We start from the raw sequence: 20178 nt of genomic DNA, 5'->3' as shown, positions 1-20178 counted from the left end.
CGGCCTACCAAAGATGGCGCGAGCAGTTCTGTCGTGAGGTGGCGAACGTCGATTTCGTACCGGTCGGCGACGGGCGGGTCCACCGGACCATAGTGCCTTCGATTCTTCCCCTATCAGGCTCTCGGCCTCCTTCGGCGCTGTCGCTCGCCGGTCTTTCGGCCGCTCATCGGATCAGCCCGCGCACCGTCCAGCTGCTGTTCGAGCAGGCCGGCATCACCTATAGCGGCTTCGTGCTGGAGCAGCGCATGCTGCGCGCAGAGCGGCTGCTGCGAAATCCTGCCATGCGCACCCGCAAGATCATCGTGATCACGCATCTTGCGGGTTTCCACGACGTCTCCTACTTCCACCGCGCGTTTCGCCGCCGCTTCGGGCAGACGCCCGACGATGTCAGGAAGCTTTCCGGCGAGACCGGCTAGACCTTTTAGCGCGTTGTCTTGACGCGAACCGGGAGCCGCTTCGCTCGAAAGCGCTTCAGGCGAACTCGACCACGATCTTGCCGAAATGGCCGCCCTGCTGCATCAGGCGCAGCGCGTCCGGCACGGTATCGAAGCTGAACACCCGGTCGATCACCGGCCTCATGGCGTTGCGTTCGATCGCGGCCGTCATGCCCTCGAACATGCGGCGGCTGCCGACGGAAAGGCCGATGACGTGCAGGTTCTTGGCGAACAGGCTCGGGATCGCGATCTGCTGCGAGAACCCCGTGAGCACGCCGATCACCAGGATGGTGCCGCCGACACGCGCGGCCTCGAGCGATTGCGCAAAGGTGTCCTTGCCGCCGACCTCGACGACGTGGTCGACGCCTCCCCCAGTCCACTCCGCTGCGGCCTTGCCCCAGTCCGGCACCGAACGATAATTGATGGTGTGATCGGCGCCGAGCGCCCTGGCCCGTTCGAGCTTGTCGTCGCTCGACGAGGTCACGATCACGCTTGCACCGGCGAGCTTTGCGAATTGCAGCGCGAAGATCGAGACGCCGCCGGTGCCCTGTACCAGCACGGTATCGCCGGGCTTCACACGTGCTTCTTCGAACAGCGCGCGCCAGGCTGTGAGCCCGGCGCAGGGTAGCGTCGCGGCCTCAGTGAATGACAGATGCGAGGGCAGGCGGCTGACGCCCTCGGCGTCGAGCACCATCACCTCCTGCAGCACGCCGGGCCGCGTGCCGCCCAGCGCGTAACGGCGGCTGGCCGTCGAAACCTGCCCGTCGATCCAGGACTGGAAGAACATTGGACAGACGCGATCACCGACCGCGACGCGCGTCACACCCTCACCGGCGGCGATCACCTCGCCTGCCCCATCCGAGAACGGGATCAGCGGCAATCTGGTGACGCCGCCCTTGCCCTGCACGGTGAGCAGATCGCGATAATTGAGCGATGCCGCCTTGATCCGCACCGCGATCTGGCCGGGTCCGGGGGTCGGCTCCGGCAGATCGGCCAGTTCCATCCCCTCGATCGACCAGTCTCGCGCGACCTGCCAGGCTTTCATGGGAAACGCTCCGTCTCAGGTGCCAAAGCTCTTCTGCACCGCCTTATCCAGCGTCTCGCCGCCGACGAAACGCTGGCGCAGCTCGCGCTTGAGCAGCTTCCCGCTCGGATTCTTCGGCAAGGCGTCCACGAAGATGACACGCTTCGGCACCTTGAAATGCGCCATCTGGCCGGCGCAGTGCTTGATGACGGCTTCTTCGTCCAGCTTTTCGCCGCTCTTGACCACGACGATCGCCGTGACCGCTTCGATCCAGCGCGGATCCGGCAGGCCGACGACGGCGACCTCGGAGACTGCGGGGATGCGATAGACCATCTCCTCGACCTCGCGGCTCGCGACGTTCTCGCCGCCGGTCTTGATCATGTCCTTGACGCGGTCGACCACGGTGATGTGGCCCTCCTCGTCGACGGTGGCGAGATCGCCGGAGTGAAACCAGCCGCCCGAGAACGCGGCCGCGGTCTTCACGGGATCGTTGTAATAGCCGGACAGCAGATGCGGCGAGCGGTGCACGATCTCGCCGACCTCGCCCACCCTGACGTCTTCCATCGCCGTGTTGACCACGCGCGTCTCGACGTTGAGCACGGGCTTGCCGGCCGAGCCGGCCTTGCGGAGCTGGTCCTCCGGCCGCAGCACGGTCGCGAGCGGCGCGATCTCGGTCTGGCCGTAGAAATTCCAGAATTTGACGGCGGGCAGGCGGCGCTGCAGTTCGAGCAGCACCTCGACCGGCATGATGGAGGCACCGTAATAGCCCTTCTGCAGGGTCGACAGATCGGTCTTGTCGAAGTTGGGCGAGCGCAGCATCGCGATCCAGATCGTCGGCGGCGCGAAGAACGACGTGATTCTGTGCGCCTGAATCAGCGCCAGGATGTTGTCGGCCGTCGGCTTGCCCGTGATCACGCCGGAGGCGCCGAGATAGACTTGCGGCCCGAGGAACACATCCAGCTGGGCGCAATGATAGAGCGGCAGCGCGTGCAGGAACTTGTCCTCCACGCTCATGCCACCGTCGATGATGCAGCTGACATACTGCCACATCACGGCTTCATGGGTCAGCATCGCGCCCTTGGGCAGGGATTCCGTGCCTGAGGTGTAGACGATCTGGGCGAGATCACGGCTGTCCACGGACGCCGCGAGAAACGAGGCGTCGGCATGAAGAAGATCGTCGAAGGTGGTGAGGCCCGCGGGCGCGGACGCGGGATCCTCGCCCGGCAGCCAGATCATCTTCTCGACCGCGCAATCCTTGGCGCTAGCTGCGCGCGCGGGCTCGACGAAGTCGGGACCAGTCGCGAGCAACTTTGCCCCGGAGCTCTTCAGGATGAAATTGATCTCGTCCGGATTGAGCATGAAGTTGATCGGCACCAGCACCGCGCCGATCCGCGCCGCCGCAAAGCGCAGCGCGGCGAAGGCGTGAGAATTGCGCGAGAGCACTGCCAGGCGATCACCCTTCTTCACACCTAGCCCGAGCAGGCCGCGGCCGAGCCGGTTGCAGATCGCGTCCATCTCGGCGAAGGTCCAGCTCACCTCGCCGCAGCTCAGCGCCAGCTTGTTCGGCTCTCGCCCCGCGGAGCGGCGCAGGAGATCGCCGATGGAATGCTCGCGGGCTTTCGAGATGGTGGCTGCGGTCTCGGTCATCTGTCCCTCCGTGTGATGTCTTTGTTTGTTGGATTTCTTCTTTGAAATCTTGCGTTATCTGCGCCGGGCCGCCTGGGCGTGCTCCATGTACATGTGCTCGACCGAGCGATCGAGCGAGGCGATCTTCTCGAAGCCGCGGCGCCAGTCCTGCAGATGCCGGCGCGTCCACAGCACGCCGGCCTCGCGGTCGCGGCGGCGGATCGCATCAATCAGATGGCGATGCGCGGCAACGAGGCGCGGGCCGCCTTCGGAGACACCTGTCACGATCATCTCGGTGGTCGGATAGAACAATTGCGCCGCGGGCTCACGCGCGAGCTGGAGCACACGGTTCTGCGAAGCTTTTGCGACCAGCACGTGGAATTCGGCGTCGCATTCGGCAAGCGCCGCGGGATTGCCGACCACGGCTTCGCTGCGCAGGAGATTGTCGTCGAGCTCGGCGAGATTCGCGTCGGTCGCGCGTTCCACGGCACCCTCGATGCTGGCGACCTCCAGCGTCATCGAGGCCTCGTAGAGCTCGCGGAACGTCACCTCGTGCAGCACCAGCGCGCGGCTAAGACGGCTTGCGAGCTTGCTGTAGCGCGGCAGGCAGGCTTGCAGGCGGCGCGAGGAATCGCGCCGGATCAACCCGCCCTCCTCCAGCACACGGATGCCCTCACGAATGGTCGAGCGGTTGACGCCGAACTGGCGGACCAGATCGTGCTCGGTGCCGATGGGATCGCCGGGCTTGATCCGGCCGTTGACGATCTCGCGTTCGATGGCGTCGGCGACCTTCTGATAGGCCGGCGCGACATCGATCGGTCGGAAGAGCGGCGCGACAGGCAAATCGGCCTCCAATGGCGATTGTCGGACAAACTATATTGTCGACCCGGAGACGCGTCAAATTGCGCCAGATATAGCTCACGCGCAACAAATTGACTCCTCTGGAGCCGGGCTCTAACTTTGTCGGACAAAGGGACAGAATAGTCCCGCTCAAAGAGGAAACGTGCCCATGAGACCTATCGCAGCCCTCGTGTCTGCGGCCGGCTTGCTGTCGGCTGCCCTGATCGCTCCCACCTCGGCCCAGCAGGCGCCGCTCAAGATTGGGGTGCTCTCCGACTTCTCCTCCGTCTATTCCGACATCGGCGGCATGGGGAATGTCGAGGCGACCAAAATGGCGATCGAGGATTTCGGCGGCCAGATGTTCGGCAAGCCGATCGACATGGTTTCGGCCGACGTGCTCAACAAGCCCGACGTCGCCTCCACCATCGCCCGCAAATGGTGGGAGACCGAGGGCGTCGACATGATCATCGACCTGCCGACCTCGGCGACCGCGCTCGCGGTGATGGAGCTGTCGAAGCAGTACGAGAAGATCATGATCGTGACGGACGCGGCGAGCTCCGACATCACGGGAAAATCCTGCTCGCCTTATACCGCGCACTGGACCTACGACACCTACGCCAACGCCCACACCGTCGGCAGCGCCATCGTCAAGAACGGGGGCGACACCTGGTTCTTCCTCACCGCCGACTACGTGTTCGGTCATTCGGTCGAGCGCGATACCGGCGACGTCGTGAAAGCCGCCGGCGGCAAGGTGCTCGGCAGCGTCAAGCATCCGCTCAACACGGCGGATTTCTCCTCGTTCCTGCTCCAGGCCCAGGCCTCCAAGGCCAAGATCATCGGGCTCGCGAACGGCGGCGGCGACACCATCAACGCGATCAAGCAGGCCGGCGAGTTCGGCATCGTCGCCGGCGGCCAGAACCTGGCCGCGATCGTGATGTTCATCTCCGACGTGCACAGTCTGGGGCTGAAGCTCGCGCAAGGGCTGATCATCACCGAGGCATATTACTGGGATCTCAACGACAAGACCCGCGCCTTCGGCAAGCGCTTCATGGAGCGCGTCAAGCGCATGCCGACGATGAACCAGGCCGCCACCTACAGCGCGACGCTGCATTATCTGAAAGCCGTGCAGGCCGCCGGCACCAGGGACACCAAGACGGTGATGGCGAAGATGCGCGAGCTCCCTGTGAAGGACGCCTTCACCGACAACGGCGTGCTGCGCGAGGACGGCCGCATGGTGCACAGCATGTATCTGTTCCAGGTGAAGAAGCCGGAGGAATCGAAGGCACCCTGGGATTATTACAAACTGCTCGCCGAGGTGCCTGCCGACCAGGCGTTCCGCCCGCTGAAAGATGGCGGCTGCCCGCTGGTGAAGTGAGTCGGTCGGCACCGAGCCGATCGCAATCCGTTCAGCAAACCTCGCTCGTCCGCTTGACCAATTTGGCGGGCGAGCGGCATGACGACGCGCAGCCCAAAATAGAGGCAAGGATGCTTCGCGCCGACGTCTGATCTGCATCAAGTTGCGATGCAAAAATCGCTGCAATGTTGAGGCCGCCCTGCCGCACGATCAGCGGCCGGGCGTACGTCTCAACAGTGGGCGCCGCCCTCACGGCGTTTTGAACAAATGAACTTCACTTCGGGTCGCGTCGTCGCCGCGATCGCCGTCCTCGTTGCCGGCGGCGGCTATTACTATTGGCAGCACCGCGATACCAACACGCTGCCGGCGGGCTTCGCCCGCGGCAACGGCCGCATCGAAGCGGTCGAGATCGACATCGCGACCAAGACGCCGGGACGGATTCGCGAGATCCTGGTCGGCGAAGGCGACTTCGTTCGCGCAGGCCAGGTTCTGGCCCGCATGGACACCGAGCAGTTGCAGGCGCAGCGCCGCCAGGCCGAGGCGCAGTTGCAACGCGCGTCCATCAATGTCGAGACCGCAAAGAGCCTGGTGAACCAGCGCGAGGCCGAACGCAAGGCCGCGGAGGCCGTGGTCGACCAACGCGTCGCCCAGCTCGACAGCACGAGCCGCAAGCTCGATCGCTCCGAACAATTGATCAAGACGAGCGCGGTGTCGCAGCAGGTCCTGGACGACGACCGCTCCGCCAACGCCACCGCAAAGGCGGCGCTCGCCGCGTCCCACGCCCAGGTCGCGGCATCGGAAGCCGCGATCAGCTCCGCCCGCGCCATGGTGATCGACGCCGGCGCTTCGGTCGACGCCGCGAAGGCCGCGATCGAGAGCATCAACGCCGACCTCGACGACAGCGTGCTGAAGGCGCCGCGCGACGGCCGGGTGCAGTATCGCGTGTCACAGCCCGGCGAGGTGCTCGCCGCCGGCGGCCGCGTCCTCAACATGGTCGATCTCGGCGACGTCTACATGACGTTCTTCCTGCCGACGGCCGACGCCGGCCGCGTCGCAATCGGCGCCGAGGTCCGGCTCGTGCTCGACGCCATTCCGCAATATGTGATCCCCGCCAAGGCCACCTTCGTCGCCGACGTCGCGCAGTTCACGCCCAAGACCGTCGAGACCGAGGAAGAACGCCAGAAGCTGATGTTCCGGATCAAGGCGCATATCGCGCCCGAACTGTTGCGCCAGCACATCGAGCATGTGAAGACCGGCCTGCCCGGCATGGCCTATGTGCAGCTCGATCCGGCCGCGCAATGGCCCGGCAATCTCAACATCAAGCTGACGAGATGAGCACGGCCGCCGCAGCCGAGCTGCCTGCCGGGCGCGGCAGCGTGGTGCATCTCGACGGCGTGGGCTTGAGCTACGGCAAGACCCGCGCGCTGGATGCCATCACGCTCGACCTGCCGTCCGGCTGCATGGTCGGATTGATCGGCCCCGACGGCGTCGGCAAATCCGGCCTGCTCTCGCTGATCGCCGGAGCCCGCGCGATCCAGCAGGGACGCATCCAGGTGCTCGGCGGCGACATGGCGAGCGCGCGCCACCGCCGCAACGTGTGCCCTGACATCGCCTACATGCCGCAGGGTCTGGGCAAGAATCTGTATCCGACGCTGTCGGTGTTCGAGAACATCGACTTCTTCGGCCGCCTGTTCGGGCACGACAAGGCCGAACGCAACAGGCGGATCGCCGGCCTGCTGCGCGACACCGGGCTGACGCCCTTCGCCGACCGGCCGGCGGCAAAACTCTCCGGCGGCATGAAGCAGAAGGTCGGCCTGTGCTGCGCGCTGATCCACGATCCCGAGCTGTTGATCCTGGACGAGCCGACCACCGGCGTCGATCCGCTGTCGCGCCGCCAGTTCTGGGAATTGATCGCCTCGATCCGCGCCGGCCGGCCCGGCATGAGCGTGATCGTCTCGACCGCCTACATGGAAGAGGCTGCTCAGTTCGACGTCCTGATTGCGATGAATGCCGGCCGCGTGCTGGCGACCGGAACGCCCACCGAGCTCAAGCAGCAGACTGGCGCCGATACGCTCGATGAGGCCTTCATCCGCCTCTTGCCTGAAGCCGATCGCGGCAACCATACCGACGTCGTGATCCCGCCGCGGAGCGCGGACCATGACGAGATCGCGATCGAGGCCGATCATTTGACCCGGCGGTTCAACGGCTTCGTCGCCGTCGACGACGTCAGCTTCCGCATCCGGAAGGGCGAGATCTTCGGCTTCCTCGGCTCCAACGGCTGTGGCAAGACCACGACCATGAAGATGCTCACCGGCCTCCTGCCTGTGAGCGAAGGCACCGCGCGGCTGTTCGGCAACACGATCGATGCCGGCGACATGTCGGTGCGGCGGCGCATCGGTTACATGTCGCAGGGCTTCTCGCTCTATTCCGAGCTGACCGTCGCGCAAAATCTCGATCTGCACGCGCGGCTGTTCGAGCTGCCGGCGGAGACCATCGCCCCGCGCATCGCCGAAATGATCGCCCGGTTCGATCTCGCCGCCGTCGCCGATTCCCTGCCCGATGCGCTGCCGCTCGGGCTGCGGCAGCGGCTGTCGCTGGCGGTCGCCATGATCCACGCGCCCGACATCCTGATTCTCGACGAGCCGACCTCCGGCGTCGACCCCGTCGCCCGCGACGGCTTCTGGCAGATCCTTGCCGAGCTCTCCCGCAAGGACAACGTCACCATCTTCGTCTCGACCCATTTCATGAACGAGGCCGAGCGCTGCGACCGGGTTTCGCTGATGCATGCCGGCAAGGTGCTTGCATCGGACACGCCGGCCGCGATCGTGGCGGCGCGCGGCACCGCGACGCTGGAGCAGGCCTTCATCGCCTGCCTGGAAGAGGCGATCGCGGACACCACGGTGCCGGCCAGCCAGCCGCCGGTCGTGGCGGCCGAGACAACGGCCGCGCCGCGCAAGCGCAGCATGACTTTCAACCCGACCCGCATGCTCGCCTATTCCCGGCGCGAGGCGCTCGAGCTGCGGCGCGATCCGATCCGCGCCACGCTCGCGATTCTCGGCAGCGTGCTGCTGCTGTTCGTGCTCGGCTACGGCATCAGCATGGATGTCGAGAACCTGACCTTCGCCGTGCTCGACCGCGACGACAGTGCGATCAGCCGCGACTACAGCCTGCAGATCGCGGGTTCGCGCTATTTCACCGAGAAATCCCCGATCGTCGACTATGCCGATCTCGACCGCCGCATGCGCGCCGGCGAGATCGGCCTCGCCATCGAGCTGCCGCCGGGCTTCGGCCGCGACGTCAGCCGCGGCCGCCATGTCGAGATCGGCGCCTGGGTCGACGGTGCCAATCCGACGCGGGCCGAAACGCTGCGCTCCTATGTCCACGCGATCCACGCCAACTGGCTCGCGCAAAAGGGCCGCGAGCTCTATGGCGAGGCGGCGATCGCCGGCGCCTACCAGCTCCAGCTGCGCTACCGCTACAATCCTGACGTCATCAGCGTCGTCGCCATGGCGCCGGGCATCATCCCGCTGCTGCTGGTCATGATTCCGGCGGTGCTCGCCGCCCTCGCGGTGGTGCGCGAGAAGGAGCTCGGCTCGATCGTCAATTTCTACGTGACGCCGGTGACGCGGCTGGAATTCCTGCTCGGCACGCAGCTGCCCTATGTCGTGCTGGCGTTCGGCAATTTCCTGCTCCTGGTCGGCTTTGCCCTCGCGGTCTTCCGTGTTCCCTTCACCGGGAGCTTTCCGACCTACGCGCTCGCCGCGCTGCTCTACGTCACGGCGACGACCGGCATGGGACTGGTGATCTCGGCCTTCATGAACAGCCAGATCGCGGCCTTGTTCGGCACGGTGCTGATCACGCTGATTCCGGCCATCCAATATTCCGGGCTGATCGATCCGGTTTCATCCCTGCAGGGAGCTGGCGCGCTGATCGGGCGGCTCTACCCAACCACCTATTTCGTCACGATCTCGCGCGGCACCTTCTCAAAGGGACTGGCGTTCGACACCCTGCACAACGACCTCCTGATGCTCGCCATCATGGTCCCCGTCCTGGTGATCGCCGGCGCGATGCTGCTGAAGAAACAGGCCCGCTGATCATGCGCATCGACAACGTGCTCCAGCTCGGCATCAAGGAACTGCGCGGCCTCGTCCGCGACCCCATGCTGCTCGTGCTGATCGTCTATTCCTTCACGCTGGCGGTTTATGCCGGCGCCAAGGCGCTGCCGGAAACGTTGAACCGCGCCGCGATTGCGATCGTCGACGAGGACCATTCGCCGGTCTCGACCCGCATCGAGATGGCGTTCACACCGCCCTATTTCTCCGAGCCGCGCCTGATCTCGCAATACGAGATGGACCGGAGGATGGACGCCGGCCTCGACACCTTCGCGCTGGACATCCCGCCCCACTTCCAGCGAGACCTCCTGGCACGTAAATCACCCACCATCCAGCTCAACGTGGATGCAACGCGAATCTCGCAGGCGTTCAACGGCGGCGGCTATGTCGAGCAGATCGTCGGCGCGGAAATCGCCGAATTCCTGGCGCACACGCGCGACGCCCAGACCGTGCCGATCGAGCTCGCGCTGCGGGCGCGCTTCAATCCGGAGCTGAAGAAATCCTGGTTCGGCGCCATCGACCACGTGATCACCTCGATCACGATGCTCTCGATCATCCTGACCGGCGCGGCGCTGATCCGCGAGCGCGAGCACGGCACGATCGAGCACCTCCTGGTGATGCCGGTCACGCCGCTGGAGATCATGGTGAGCAAGGTGTGGTCGATGGGCGCCGTGGTGCTGGTCGCCTCCGCGCTGTCGATCGCCTTCGTGGTCAAGGGATGGCTGCAAGTCACGATCGACGGGTCGCTGGCGCTGTTCCTCGTCGGCGTCGCGCTGCAGCTGTTTGCCACCACCAGCATGGGCATCTTTCTTGCCACCGTCGCCGGCTCGATGCCGCAATTCGGGCTGCTGCTGATCATGATCCTGCTGCCGCTGCAAACCCTGTCGGGCAGCATGACGCCGCGGGAGAGCATGCCGCAATTCGTCCAGGACATCATGCTGGCGGCGCCCAACACGCATTTCGTGATGCTCGCCCAGGCGATCCTGTTCCGCGGCGCGGGCCTGGAGGCGGTATGGCCGCAGCTCGTCGCGCTCGCGGTGATCGGCGGCGTCTTCTTCGTGATCGCGCTGCGCCGGTTCCGTGCATTTCTGGCGTGAGACGCGCGGTGCGGCTTTAGAGCTTGTGGCCTTTCTGGCGCAGCGCCTCGATCAGGCGCTGCTTCAAGTCGTCGGCGGCCTTCTGGCTGACGTCCTGGCCGATCTGCGCACTCGCCTGCGCCAGCGCATCCGACTTCTCCAAAAACTTCTTTCCGGCCGGCTGGGCATAGAACGCCTCGATCTGGCGCAACTCGTCCACGCTGAAGCTCTGGGCGTAGAGCGCCGCGACCTGGTCGATCATCGATGCCAGCAACGGGGCGTAGACCTCGGAGCCGGGCGCCGTCATCGCGTCGTAGTCCCGCTCGATCTCCGGCCGATCCTGCGCCACCACCGGCCGGAGCCTGAGCAGGAGCTGCGGCAATTGGGCGCGATACTGGTCCGCGATCCTCAAGGTGAGGACGAGCTTGCGGGCCGCGGTCATCGCCTCGGGTGCGGGTGCTTGCGCCGAGGCGCCGCAGACCAGAAGCAGGAGGACGCCGGCGATGGTCAACACGCGTCTGGACATGGATGTCTCCGTGGGCTGGCGATGCTCAATGCGCCGCAGGCGCGGCGGCGGTCGTCGTCGGCGCGCTGTCCAGGGCGGCCTCGTCCTCTTCGACCTCGGTCACCTTCACGAACAGGTTCGGCACGCGCTTGGCCCGGTCGAGCAGCCAAGCCGCGCCGATCATGATGACGATGCCGAGGGCGGAGACGGCGAGCTGCTCCCAGATGCCCCTGCTGTACTGCGTCAGGATCCAGTGCGCCGAGAACGACAGGAAGACGCCGAGGCAGAAGATCGGCAGCGAGTGCTGGCCGCAGAGGATGATCGGGCGCAGCCAGACCCCATGCAGCGCGCGCCATTTGCGCGAGATGAGGTGAGTGACCCAGATCGCCAATGCAAGAAAATGCGTGAAGCGCAGCATGTCGAGGTCGGTCTTGTCGATCGGGTAGATCGACTTGATCATCCATTTCGGGATCAGGGCCTCGAGCGCATGGATGTGCCAGGTCATCACGATGAGGAAGGCGAAGACGAGCCAGGCCGCCGCCAGCACCATCGCCGTCCTCGACCAGACCCATTTGGCGATCGTGTCGATCTGTCCGATGCCGCACCAGGCCGCGAACACGAACATCAGCTGCCAGCAGAACGGGTTGAAGTACCAGGTCGTGCCGGGCGGGTAGGAGGCGATGTTCCAGTTGAACCAGCGCGACAGGACGTAGAGCAGGACGGACGCAGCAAGCGTCAGGTTGGGCCGGCGCACCAGGCACCACACGACGAAAGGCGAGGCGACCACCAGCGCGATGTAGAGCGGCAACACGTCGAGATTGACCGGCTTGTATTTCAGCACGATCGCCTGCCCGATCAGCTCGTCCGGATGCGACAGGAAATTGAAGACGTTGAACTCGTGCGCGTACATCGGATTGTCGAAGCGGCGCACGGTTCGTGCGATCTGCGCCGTGAACAGCAGGAACAGCATGATGTGGGCGACATACAATTCGAGCGCGCGCCGCCACAGCCGCTTGAGGGCCGCGAGAAACCAGCCGCCCGCGACGACAGGCCCGTAGATCCAGCCGACCAGGTAGCCCGAGATGAACACGAAGAACTCGGCAGCGTCGCTGAAGCCGTAATTGCGCAGCGTCAGCCAGGCCACGACGTCCTGCGGGATGTGGTCGAGGAAGATCATCCACAGACCGATGCCGCGGAAGAGATCGAGCCGCAGGTCGCGCTCGACCGGCGACAACAGAGCTGACTGGTCCCGAGTGATCATGGCCCCGCCTCTCCCGCTGGGCGTCGCGCCATCGCGGCGCCGGCAAAATGGATGCTAAAAAGAATCTCGCAAAAGTCACCTGGCCCTGCGGCCGGGGGCCGACGGTAGCCCAGCTTGGCCTTGGTGCAAGGGCTCTGCGGGCCGTCCCTCAGCGCCGCCGCCGACACGGCACCTGATCAAAATGTCGAAAAACAACCCCATGCACAGTAGCTAACTCATTGTGCTACCTGCGAGATTTATCCGGCATTTTAAGCCAAAGGCCGATCCGGGGCGGCCCTGTGCGGACTTGGCCGGGAGCAGCGTCAGATCAACTCGCCGCCGCGCGCCAGCACCTCGTTCAGCATCGCCTCGGCCTTGCGCTGCAGCGGCTGGGCGCCGCTTTCGGACGCGATCGCGATCGTCCCGCGCAAGGACGCGAGGATGGCCGCCCTGTTGTCCTCGGAGGTCACGGGCGTCACGACGGCTTCGCCGAACAGGGCCTCGGCCTCGAGGCCCGAAAACCCCTGCTGGCGCGCGGTGTTGCGCGCCTCGCGCAGCATGTTCTGCGCCGCCTGGACGTCGCCGAGGCGGCAGGTCGCGAGCGCAAGATAGATCGAGCTGCGCAGCACCGCCGAGGTATAGCCGACCGCCTTGGCCTCCTCGCGCGCCTCGGTCAGCATGCTGCGCGCCCGGTCGAACAGCCCCTGCTCGAGATAGGCCATGCCGAGGTGGCAGGCGAGCACCGGCACGAACAGCCGGATGCCGTGCTTCTGCGCCAGGACGAAACCGTCTTCGAGAATGGCGGCAGCCGCCGCCGGGTCGCCCCGGCCGAGCATGAGCCAGCCGCCGCTATAGGCGGCGGCGACGCGATCGTACGGGCGTGCGGTCTCCTCGGCGATCGCGGCCGCCTGTTGCTGGAGCTGCTCGGCGGCGGCGAGCTGCCCCATGACGGTATGGGTGAAGCTCTTCATCATGCAGCAGAGGAGGAGTGTGTATTTCGGGGGCGTGGCGAAAGGCGCAGCCTCTTCCATTCCCATGAGATGAACACGGGCCCGCGCGAATGTCTGCTCCGCCTCGCGATAACGCCCCGCGAGAAAATACGCTTGGCCAAGATTGTATAGTGCAAGGTTGCGCCACCCCGGATTAGCTGTCTCCTCGGCAAGACCGACAACCTCCTCACCGAGCGCAACGGCTTCGGTGGGTGTTCCGTAGAAGTTTTGCCCGCCGGCCATGACGGTCATGGCGGCAACCTTCCTGCCAACGTCGTCGATCTCGCTGGCCCTGCACTCGGCTTCCTTTCCCAGATCGACCCATTCAGCGATCCGACCGGACCAGATAAACGCCATGCGCGCTTCCATGCGGAGATCGATGGCATTTGTCTCTCGCGGACGCGTCAGCGGAGTCTTGTCCAGCGAACTCATCGCCGTCTGGAAATAATCGACTGCATCGGCATATGCGGAGCGCAAGAGACACTTTTGTGCGGCGCTTCTCCCGTAGCTGAACGCCTTCAACCAGTCTTTGGCACGCACAGAGTGATAACAGAGTGCGTCGGGATCATCTCTCAATGTTTCGTCGCTTTCGAAAGCAGCGAGAATGCGCGCATGGACGCTCTCGCGCACCTTTGCGACCATCGATTCATAGGTTACTTGGCGAACCATTTCATGCCGAAACTCAAGCGAGTACTCGAGATCGCTATCGATCCGGACGAGAAGCTCAGCGCGGTCGAGCGCCGCGAGGCAATCCTCGAATGCATTTCCAGGTAACTCCGAAACCTTCTGTACGACCGCTTCTTTCGACCGCGGCCCCAAGGCGGCGGCCACCTGCAAGACGAGGCGCTCCTGTCTCGACACACGATCCAGCCGCGCCGCAATCACGCCTTGGATGCTCGCGGGGATACCCAGTTCTTCGATGGGACGAACGAGAGCCAGGTCTCCCCACTGGCCGCGCAGCGTACCGTTATCTTTCAGGCCCCGGCAGACCTCCTCGAGGAATAGTGGGACATTGGCCGTGTGAGAAATGATCCGATTCTTCAAGTCGGCGTTTGTCGCAGATGTGCCAAGCATATCCGCCAGCATCGCCAAACCCGAATCATCGTCCAATGGGCGCATCGCGATCACCTCAGAGTGACAACGCGCGATCCATTCCGGCATTCCGTTCGCACGACTCGTGAGAAACACGAAGAGATTGGGCGCCTGGAGCGACGCAATGGCAGCAATAACGTTGTCGCTGGCTCGATCGACCCAGTGCAGGTCCTCGATGAGAAGAACGGCAGTCTTGCGTCGCGCCACGCTTTCCACGATCGCGCAGCTTGCCTCGGAGATCGCACGACCGCGCGCGTATGGCTCCAATTCGCTCCAACGCGGATCGGAAATGGGTAAGTCCAACACCGCATCGATTGCAAGCCGATGAACCGTCGACAAATCCGCTCGGGGATCTCCTAGGCGATCCGGGTCTTTTGCGACGGCCTCCAAGGTAGAAAGCACCAGGCGTTTCAGCGTACTGAACGGCGCCCCCTGAAGATTTGGGCTGCATTCGGCGTCCAGTAGCAACCAGCCATTGGTCCGAAGGTCCTGCACGAATTCGTGTGCAAGCCGCGATTTTCCGATGCCGGCATCACCCATCAGCAGGACAGTCTGCCGGGTAGCGGCAACCCTTTCCGCGGCACGCCACAGCAGAGCCCGCTCAGTTGTGCGATCAACAAACCGGGACATGCTGCGCGCACGCCGCACCCGCCAGCTCGAAAGATCGCTCGCTCCAACAATGCGATACACAGGCAGAGCTTCGCTGAAGCCACGCAAGCTCTTGCGGCCGAGAAAGTCAAAGCGAACGTGCCCGTCTGCTAGCTTTTGGCAGGCTTCGGACACATAGATCTGGTTTGCCTCCGCCGCCGACTCCAGCCGCGCGGCGAGATGCTGAGCTGCGCCACCAATCTCGTAGACCTTGGAAAACTCGCTGGAGACCATGTAGGCCACCACATGACCCGAGTGGAGGCCGACCCGGACTTGAAGTCCGGGATCGCCAAGGCTGCCTACACGCCGGACCAGCTCGATCGCCGCGTGGCAGGCCAAGGGTGCGTGGTTGTCGTCCGCGATCGGGGCGCCAAAGACCGCCGCCAATCCGTCCCCCAACTCCTTGCTAACAATACCGCCAAACTGACGTACCGCGGCCCTCATTGCCGCCAGCGCCGGCTCAAGGCGCGAAACGGCCGCCTCCGGTTCTAATTCGGCAACAAGACCCGTGGAGTCGACGACATCGGCTCGCAGGATTGTCACAAAACGACGTTCGCTATCCGGATCGGCCTGCTTACGCACTGCGGCTCCGCACTTGGAGCACCAGCTATCGTCCGGATCAATCGCCGACTGACATGCGAAGCAATGCATTCCTGCGCCTCAAAGGTCGCGGCCCTTCTGTCGACCAGAATCCACCGGCAACTTTCGACAACAATACCTATCAAGAACCGCTTAGCAATCGGACTCGCTCCTCCTTCCGCGGGCACGGTGCAGTTGGCAATCTGGACGAAACACAGTCCTGAGTGGTAGCGTGGGTCATCCCAGCAAAGATGGGGCACATTTTCGACGGCGTGGTCGGCCAGATAGATCAGCGCCGCCGGAGTTGTATGTATTTTGGCAAAGCCAAGAAAATATTGAGGATAAAGGCGATGGGCTCGAGAACTTACACCGGCGCGTCATTCAAAGATTTGATGAACGACAATTATTTTCCCCTGGAAAACATGCAGAGAAGCGCGGACGTCCTGAAGGCGTCGCCGGACATTCATCTGCCGACCGTGGAGTATGGCCAGTACCATCTGATCCTGACGCCTGCCGACAGATGGCCGGACGGGAGCGCAGCCTATTGGCACAAGGAGAAGGGCCGGGCTCGCGTCGATCTCAGCACCCAGCCGAACTGTACGCCGCTTTCCAACGACGAGCCCGGCGTCATTCCGCTAACCCGCTGCGATCTGCTCGATGCCAGCGTCCGGAAGTGCTTCAATTCCGAGCCGCCGATCCCGATGAAGACCAATATCATCACCCATGCGGCCAGCGACGCCTACGCGAACAGGCACGAGATCCGGCTGAAATGGGAATATGCCAACGGCGATGACAAGGCGCCGACGCTGCTCTATTTGACGATGGTCTGCCCCTACAGGGATTGAACGCTCGTCAGCCAGGAAAGGAAAGGTCCGTTGCCGCCGCCTGCGCAATCAGCCGCGAATCCGCTGCTCGACGGACCGATCCTGCCTACACTGCTCTCGCTGGCCTGGCCGAATGCCATCGCGTTCTCGGCCGGGACGCTGGTCGCAATCGCCGAAACCTCCTACATCGGCCGGCTCGGCGTGGAGGCGCTGGCCGCCATGGCGCTGGTGTTTCCTTGCGTCATGTTGGCCATGAGCATGTCCGGCGCGGCCAATCGGCGGCGGAGTGTCATCGGCGATCGCCCGTGCGCTCGGTGCGGGTGACCGCGACCGTGCCGAGAGCCTCGCCACCCACGCGCTTCTGATCGCCGTCTTGTTCGGCCTGGTCTTCATGCTCGGCATGCTGGCTGGAGGCCCGCGGCTGCTGGAATTGCTGGGCGGTCGCGGCAACGTGCTGGCCCAGGCCATCGCTTACAGCCATATCTATTTCGGCGGTGCGGTGCTGATCTGGCTCGTGAACATCCTGGCGAGCATCCTGCGCGGCACCGGCAACATGAAATTGCCGTCGCTGATGATCGTCAATTCGGCCATCTGTCAGATTATCCTCGGTCGCACGCTTGGCCTCGGCCAGGGGCTGCTCAACCTCACCATGGTCTGCCCTTCACGACCAAGTCGCGGAAGGCGGATGCCTCGGCCGAGGCGCGGCAGGAGCACTCCGAGACATAAGCTGCGTCTTCGCGACGTCACGTTCTGATGGGCGCGGGCCGATGCTTTGTCGGCCCGCGCTTTTGTTGTGTGGTGCCTATTGCCTGCCGAAAAACCGGTGCAATTCGTTCGCGGTCTGCTGCGGAAGCTCCTCGGGGAAGAAGTGCCCTCCGTCGAGCGGCTTGCCTCGCACGTCGTCGGCCCAGGCCCGCCATACGCCTAAGGGGCCTCCCTCGCTCGCATACCAGGAATTCAACGGGCCGCGGCCGCTCCAGAGCACCATGACGGGGCAATTAATCCGCCGGCCGGAAGTGCGATCCGCCAGATCGTGCTCGTGATCGATGGTCGCCGCCGCGCGATATTCCTCGCAGATCGCATGAACATGCGCCTCATCGCGCAACGCCTCGACATAGGCTGTGCGGACGGCCGGGCTGAAACTGTCTGCCGTCGATCCCCAGCCATGGAGCGCATTGTCGACGACGGCATCGGGCGCTGCGGACAAGAGTCGCTCGGGAAGAGGTTCAGGCTGCGCGAGCAACGACCAGGGCCAATAGCCGACCGCCAGCTTCTTGTCGGCGCGCTCCCAGGCATCGGCGATCGGAACGATGTCGAGGACGGCGAGACGCTCGACGCGTTCGCCATGGTCGAGCGCCAGCCGATAGGCCACACGGCCACCGCGATCATGGCCCGCAACCGAGAAGCGGTCGAAGCCAAGCCGCGTCATGACGGACGCCATGTCCTTGGCCATTGCACGCTTCGAATATGGCGCGTGATCCGGGCTGGAGGGCGGGCAGGTGCTGCGCCCATATCCGCGGAGATCGGCGCAGACCACGGTGAAGTCCCGTGCGAGCAGCGGCGCAGCGTCGCGCCACATTAGGTGGGTCTGGGGAAATCCGTGCAGCAGGAGAAGCGCCGGACCCGAGCCGGCCCGGCGTATGAAAATCCGCGCTTCCTCCGCCTGCACATCGGCGGCCTCGAAATACTCGAAGTTCATGGGAGCGGCCCTTCCGAACGATGACAGCCGGAAAGCGAACGCCGGACGAATCCGGCAACAATGATGACACGAGGATCGATATTACGTTCCCTCGCTCATGCCATGCTGCTGGGACGACGCACGCTGGCGCGGCATCGACGCCGGTGGACCGCTGGCCTCTCATGCTCCGTGCAAAATCGGGTGCGGCGCTGCGGCGTATGACCCAAACAAAAATGGCCCGCGTCAAGCGGGCCATTTTCGTATCGGAACCGGTCATTCCGAATTTGGTTGCGGGGACACGCAACAGCCGCCCCCTGCGACTGCCTCGGCTGCGATTTTACGCATGAATTCAATAGATTACAAAGGCGGAAGGTTGGCGGCACGCTCTTAGCGGTCCTTGGCCTCCAAAGGTAAAAACCAACATGACCGACACTTCAAACGGTGGCCTCCCTGAGGCCGCCGCAAGACCCGTTCGCGCTGAAGGTGGCCGACAGAACTTCGACGACGCCCTGGCCACGACGCCGGCCGAGCTGATTGCCAATTGGATCGAGTCAAAGGACATGGAACCACACGAACAAATCCTCGCAATCGTCGAATCTGACGACGAGGAGCCCGCCTTTCCCCGGCAGAAGGAGCAAGGCGGTCGGGACGCCGTCCATACGTCCCAAGTCTCGCCGCGTTCGTGGGGGTTCGATGTCGAGGAACTCAACCGTAGCTACGCACTGGCAATCTGGGGCGGCAAAGCCGTTGTGGTCAACGAACAGCCCGCTGGGCCGGTCAATGACCGTGTTCGAGTAATGTCCTTCGAGTCGATGAACTCGTGGTTTGCAAACAAGCATACCGAGGTCGTCGCTTCGGACGGAAAAATTCGACTTGTGACCTGGGCGAAGGCCTGGCATTCGCATCCTGATCGCCGTTCCTATGACGGCGTCGAGTTTTTTCCGAACCCAGACGGCGCAGAGGGAACGCCGGGCTACCTTAATTTCTGGCGCGGCTTCGACGCAGCGCCCGCGCCAGTGGGATCATACAAGACGTTTCGCGACCATCTTCTTACGAACGTTTGCGATGGAGATCCTGCGCTGTTCGAGTACGTTTTCGGTTGGATGGCGCACATCGTGCAAAAGCCGCGCGAGCGGCTCGGCACCGCGATTGTGCTCCGCGGCCGACGCGGCACAGGCAAAAGCAAGTTCGGCGAGGTGCTTGGATCACTATTTTCATCGCACTACTTCCAAGTGGACGATGGCCGCTACATCACCGGTCAATTCAACGAGCACATGGCGAGCTGTCTGCTCTTGCAGGCTGACGAGGCGGTTTGGGCGGGCGATAAGGCGGCCGAGGGACGACTCAAGGGCTTGATCACGAGTGAGATGCAGATGATCGAGTCCAAAGGCGTCAATGCGATCCGCATGCGCAATTTCGTTCGGGTTGTCATGTCGTCGAACGAAGGCTGGGTAGTGCCCGCGGGCATGGATGAGCGCCGGTTCGTCGTTCTCGACGTAAATCCGCGATGCGCGCAAAATCGCGCCTACTTCGCCGAGATGGATGAGGAACTGAATAGCGGCGGACGCGCGCGGTTGCTTCACGACTTGCTGGCATTCGACCTGGCTCAAGTGGATTTTTGGCGCCTTCCTCAAACCAAAGGGCTCCTTGAGCAAAAGATCAGATCGCTCGATACAATCGACGATTGGTGGTTCAACCGGCTTCATGAGGGCAACGACTGGCCTGAGCGAATCCCCTGCGATCATCTCTATGCGGACTACTTGAAGGCCGCGTCACAGCTCGGCGTTGGGCGCAAACGCGGTTCCGCGGAATTTGGAAAGCGTCTCGCTCAGCTCGTCCCCGACTTGCGCAGAAACCGCCCGACGATTGAAATGGATCCCGGCGTGGTTAAACGCGTGTGGTGCTATTCAATGCCGCCACTCGACACTTGTCGCGCGGCATTTGACGAACTGCTCGGCCAGCCCGTTGATTGGCCGGCGCCTTCCCCGGAGAGGGGCGGGCGAGCGCAGCAATCACAGCCGGACGATTTCGCTCCGATGTAGAGTCTGTCCTAGGACGTCCCAATGCGTCCAGGAGCTAGAAATTCAAAAAACCACTGTGCCGCAGGGATTAGTCCTAGGTGTCCTAGGACTCCTCAGACTCTCTTGCGCGCGCCAA

Annotated in this window: 14 protein-coding genes and 1 pseudogene; 8 read left to right on the top strand and 7 right to left on the bottom strand. The window is 63.9% G+C overall.

Features of this window, described 5'->3' with window-relative positions; genetic code table 11:
* Positions 1-38 precede the first annotated feature (38 nt).
* Complete coding sequence (locus tag RPS27_RS05795) at positions 39-416, top strand: helix-turn-helix transcriptional regulator (protein WP_212067827.1); 378 nt, start codon at positions 39-41, stop codon at positions 414-416.
* A 55-nt stretch (positions 417-471) separates the two neighbouring features.
* On the opposite strand, the gene RPS27_RS05790 is transcribed toward RPS27_RS05795, so the two are convergent.
* From RPS27_RS05790 to RPS27_RS05780, 3 genes are read right to left on the bottom strand one after another with little or no spacing between them, the layout of a single operon-like run.
* Positions 472-1479 carry a zinc-dependent alcohol dehydrogenase family protein gene (locus RPS27_RS05790; RefSeq protein WP_212067826.1) on the bottom strand — a complete coding sequence of 336 codons (1008 nt, stop codon included), beginning with the start codon at positions 1477-1479 and terminating at the stop codon, positions 472-474.
* Between the two features lie 15 nt (positions 1480-1494).
* Complete coding sequence (locus RPS27_RS05785) at positions 1495-3105, bottom strand: acyl-CoA synthetase (protein ID WP_211415806.1); 1611 nt, start codon at positions 3103-3105, stop codon at positions 1495-1497.
* Positions 3106-3159: 54 nt separating this feature from the next.
* Positions 3160-3927, bottom strand: a complete 768-nt coding sequence (locus RPS27_RS05780; RefSeq protein ID WP_211415805.1) for a FadR/GntR family transcriptional regulator — start codon at positions 3925-3927, stop codon at positions 3160-3162.
* Positions 3928-4093: 166 nt separating this feature from the next.
* Here RPS27_RS05780 and RPS27_RS05775 point away from each other — a divergent pair, with 166 nt between their 5' ends.
* The 4 genes from RPS27_RS05775 to RPS27_RS05760 all read left to right on the top strand — a co-directional run bounded on the left by RPS27_RS05775 (position 4094) and on the right by RPS27_RS05760 (position 10487).
* Positions 4094-5299: an ABC transporter substrate-binding protein gene (locus RPS27_RS05775; protein WP_211415804.1), complete on the top strand. Its 1206-nt coding sequence runs from the start codon at positions 4094-4096 to the stop codon at positions 5297-5299.
* A gap of 246 nt (positions 5300-5545) precedes the next feature.
* Positions 5546-6613: an HlyD family secretion protein gene (locus tag RPS27_RS05770; protein WP_212067825.1), complete on the top strand. Its 1068-nt coding sequence runs from the start codon at positions 5546-5548 to the stop codon at positions 6611-6613.
* Complete coding sequence (gene rbbA / locus RPS27_RS05765) at positions 6610-9372, top strand: ribosome-associated ATPase/putative transporter RbbA (RefSeq protein WP_313753927.1); 2763 nt, start codon at positions 6610-6612, stop codon at positions 9370-9372. Before RPS27_RS05770 ends, rbbA begins: the two co-directional genes overlap by 4 nt.
* Before the next feature lie 2 nt (positions 9373-9374).
* Positions 9375-10487 (top strand): ABC transporter permease, encoded by a 1113-nt coding sequence (locus tag RPS27_RS05760; RefSeq protein ID WP_212067823.1) that lies wholly within the window; start codon positions 9375-9377, stop codon positions 10485-10487.
* 16 nt (positions 10488-10503) lie between these two features.
* On the opposite strand, the gene RPS27_RS05755 is transcribed toward RPS27_RS05760, so the two are convergent.
* The 3 genes from RPS27_RS05755 to RPS27_RS05745 form a co-directional block, all read right to left on the bottom strand.
* Positions 10504-10992 carry a DUF2059 domain-containing protein gene (locus tag RPS27_RS05755; protein WP_212067822.1) on the bottom strand — a complete coding sequence of 163 codons (489 nt, stop codon included), beginning with the start codon at positions 10990-10992 and terminating at the stop codon, positions 10504-10506.
* A gap of 25 nt (positions 10993-11017) precedes the next feature.
* A complete protein-coding gene (locus RPS27_RS05750; protein WP_211415799.1) occupies positions 11018-12232 on the bottom strand; it encodes an OpgC domain-containing protein in 1215 nt (404 codons plus the stop codon).
* A gap of 302 nt (positions 12233-12534) precedes the next feature.
* A complete protein-coding gene (locus RPS27_RS05745; RefSeq protein ID WP_212067821.1) occupies positions 12535-15591 on the bottom strand; it encodes an AAA family ATPase in 3057 nt (1018 codons plus the stop codon).
* Between the two features lie 278 nt (positions 15592-15869).
* Here RPS27_RS05745 and RPS27_RS05740 point away from each other — a divergent pair, with 278 nt between their 5' ends.
* The gene (locus RPS27_RS05740; RefSeq protein WP_249132017.1) at positions 15870-16364 is read left to right on the top strand and encodes a hypothetical protein; all 495 of its coding nucleotides are present in this window, start codon (positions 15870-15872) and stop codon (positions 16362-16364) included.
* 30 nt (positions 16365-16394) lie between these two features.
* Positions 16395-16977 (top strand): annotated as a pseudogene (locus RPS27_RS05735) (MATE family efflux transporter); the annotation flags it as partial.
* A 168-nt stretch (positions 16978-17145) separates the two neighbouring features.
* Here RPS27_RS05735 and RPS27_RS05730 read toward each other — a convergent pair.
* The gene (locus RPS27_RS05730; protein WP_313753926.1) at positions 17146-18042 is read right to left on the bottom strand and encodes an alpha/beta hydrolase; all 897 of its coding nucleotides are present in this window, start codon (positions 18040-18042) and stop codon (positions 17146-17148) included.
* A gap of 401 nt (positions 18043-18443) precedes the next feature.
* Here RPS27_RS05730 and RPS27_RS05725 point away from each other — a divergent pair, with 401 nt between their 5' ends.
* Entirely contained in the window at positions 18444-20063 is a 1620-nt protein-coding gene (locus RPS27_RS05725; protein ID WP_313753925.1) for a primase-helicase family protein, read from the top strand.
* Positions 20064-20178 lie beyond the last annotated feature (115 nt).

Origin of the sequence: Bradyrhizobium sp. WYCCWR 12699, from assembly GCF_032144035.1 — a bacterium.
Classification (GTDB): Bacteria; Pseudomonadota; Alphaproteobacteria; order Rhizobiales; family Xanthobacteraceae; genus Bradyrhizobium.
The sequence above is the reverse complement of the archived record's forward strand: the minus strand, read 5'-3'. Positions and strand labels throughout refer to the sequence as shown.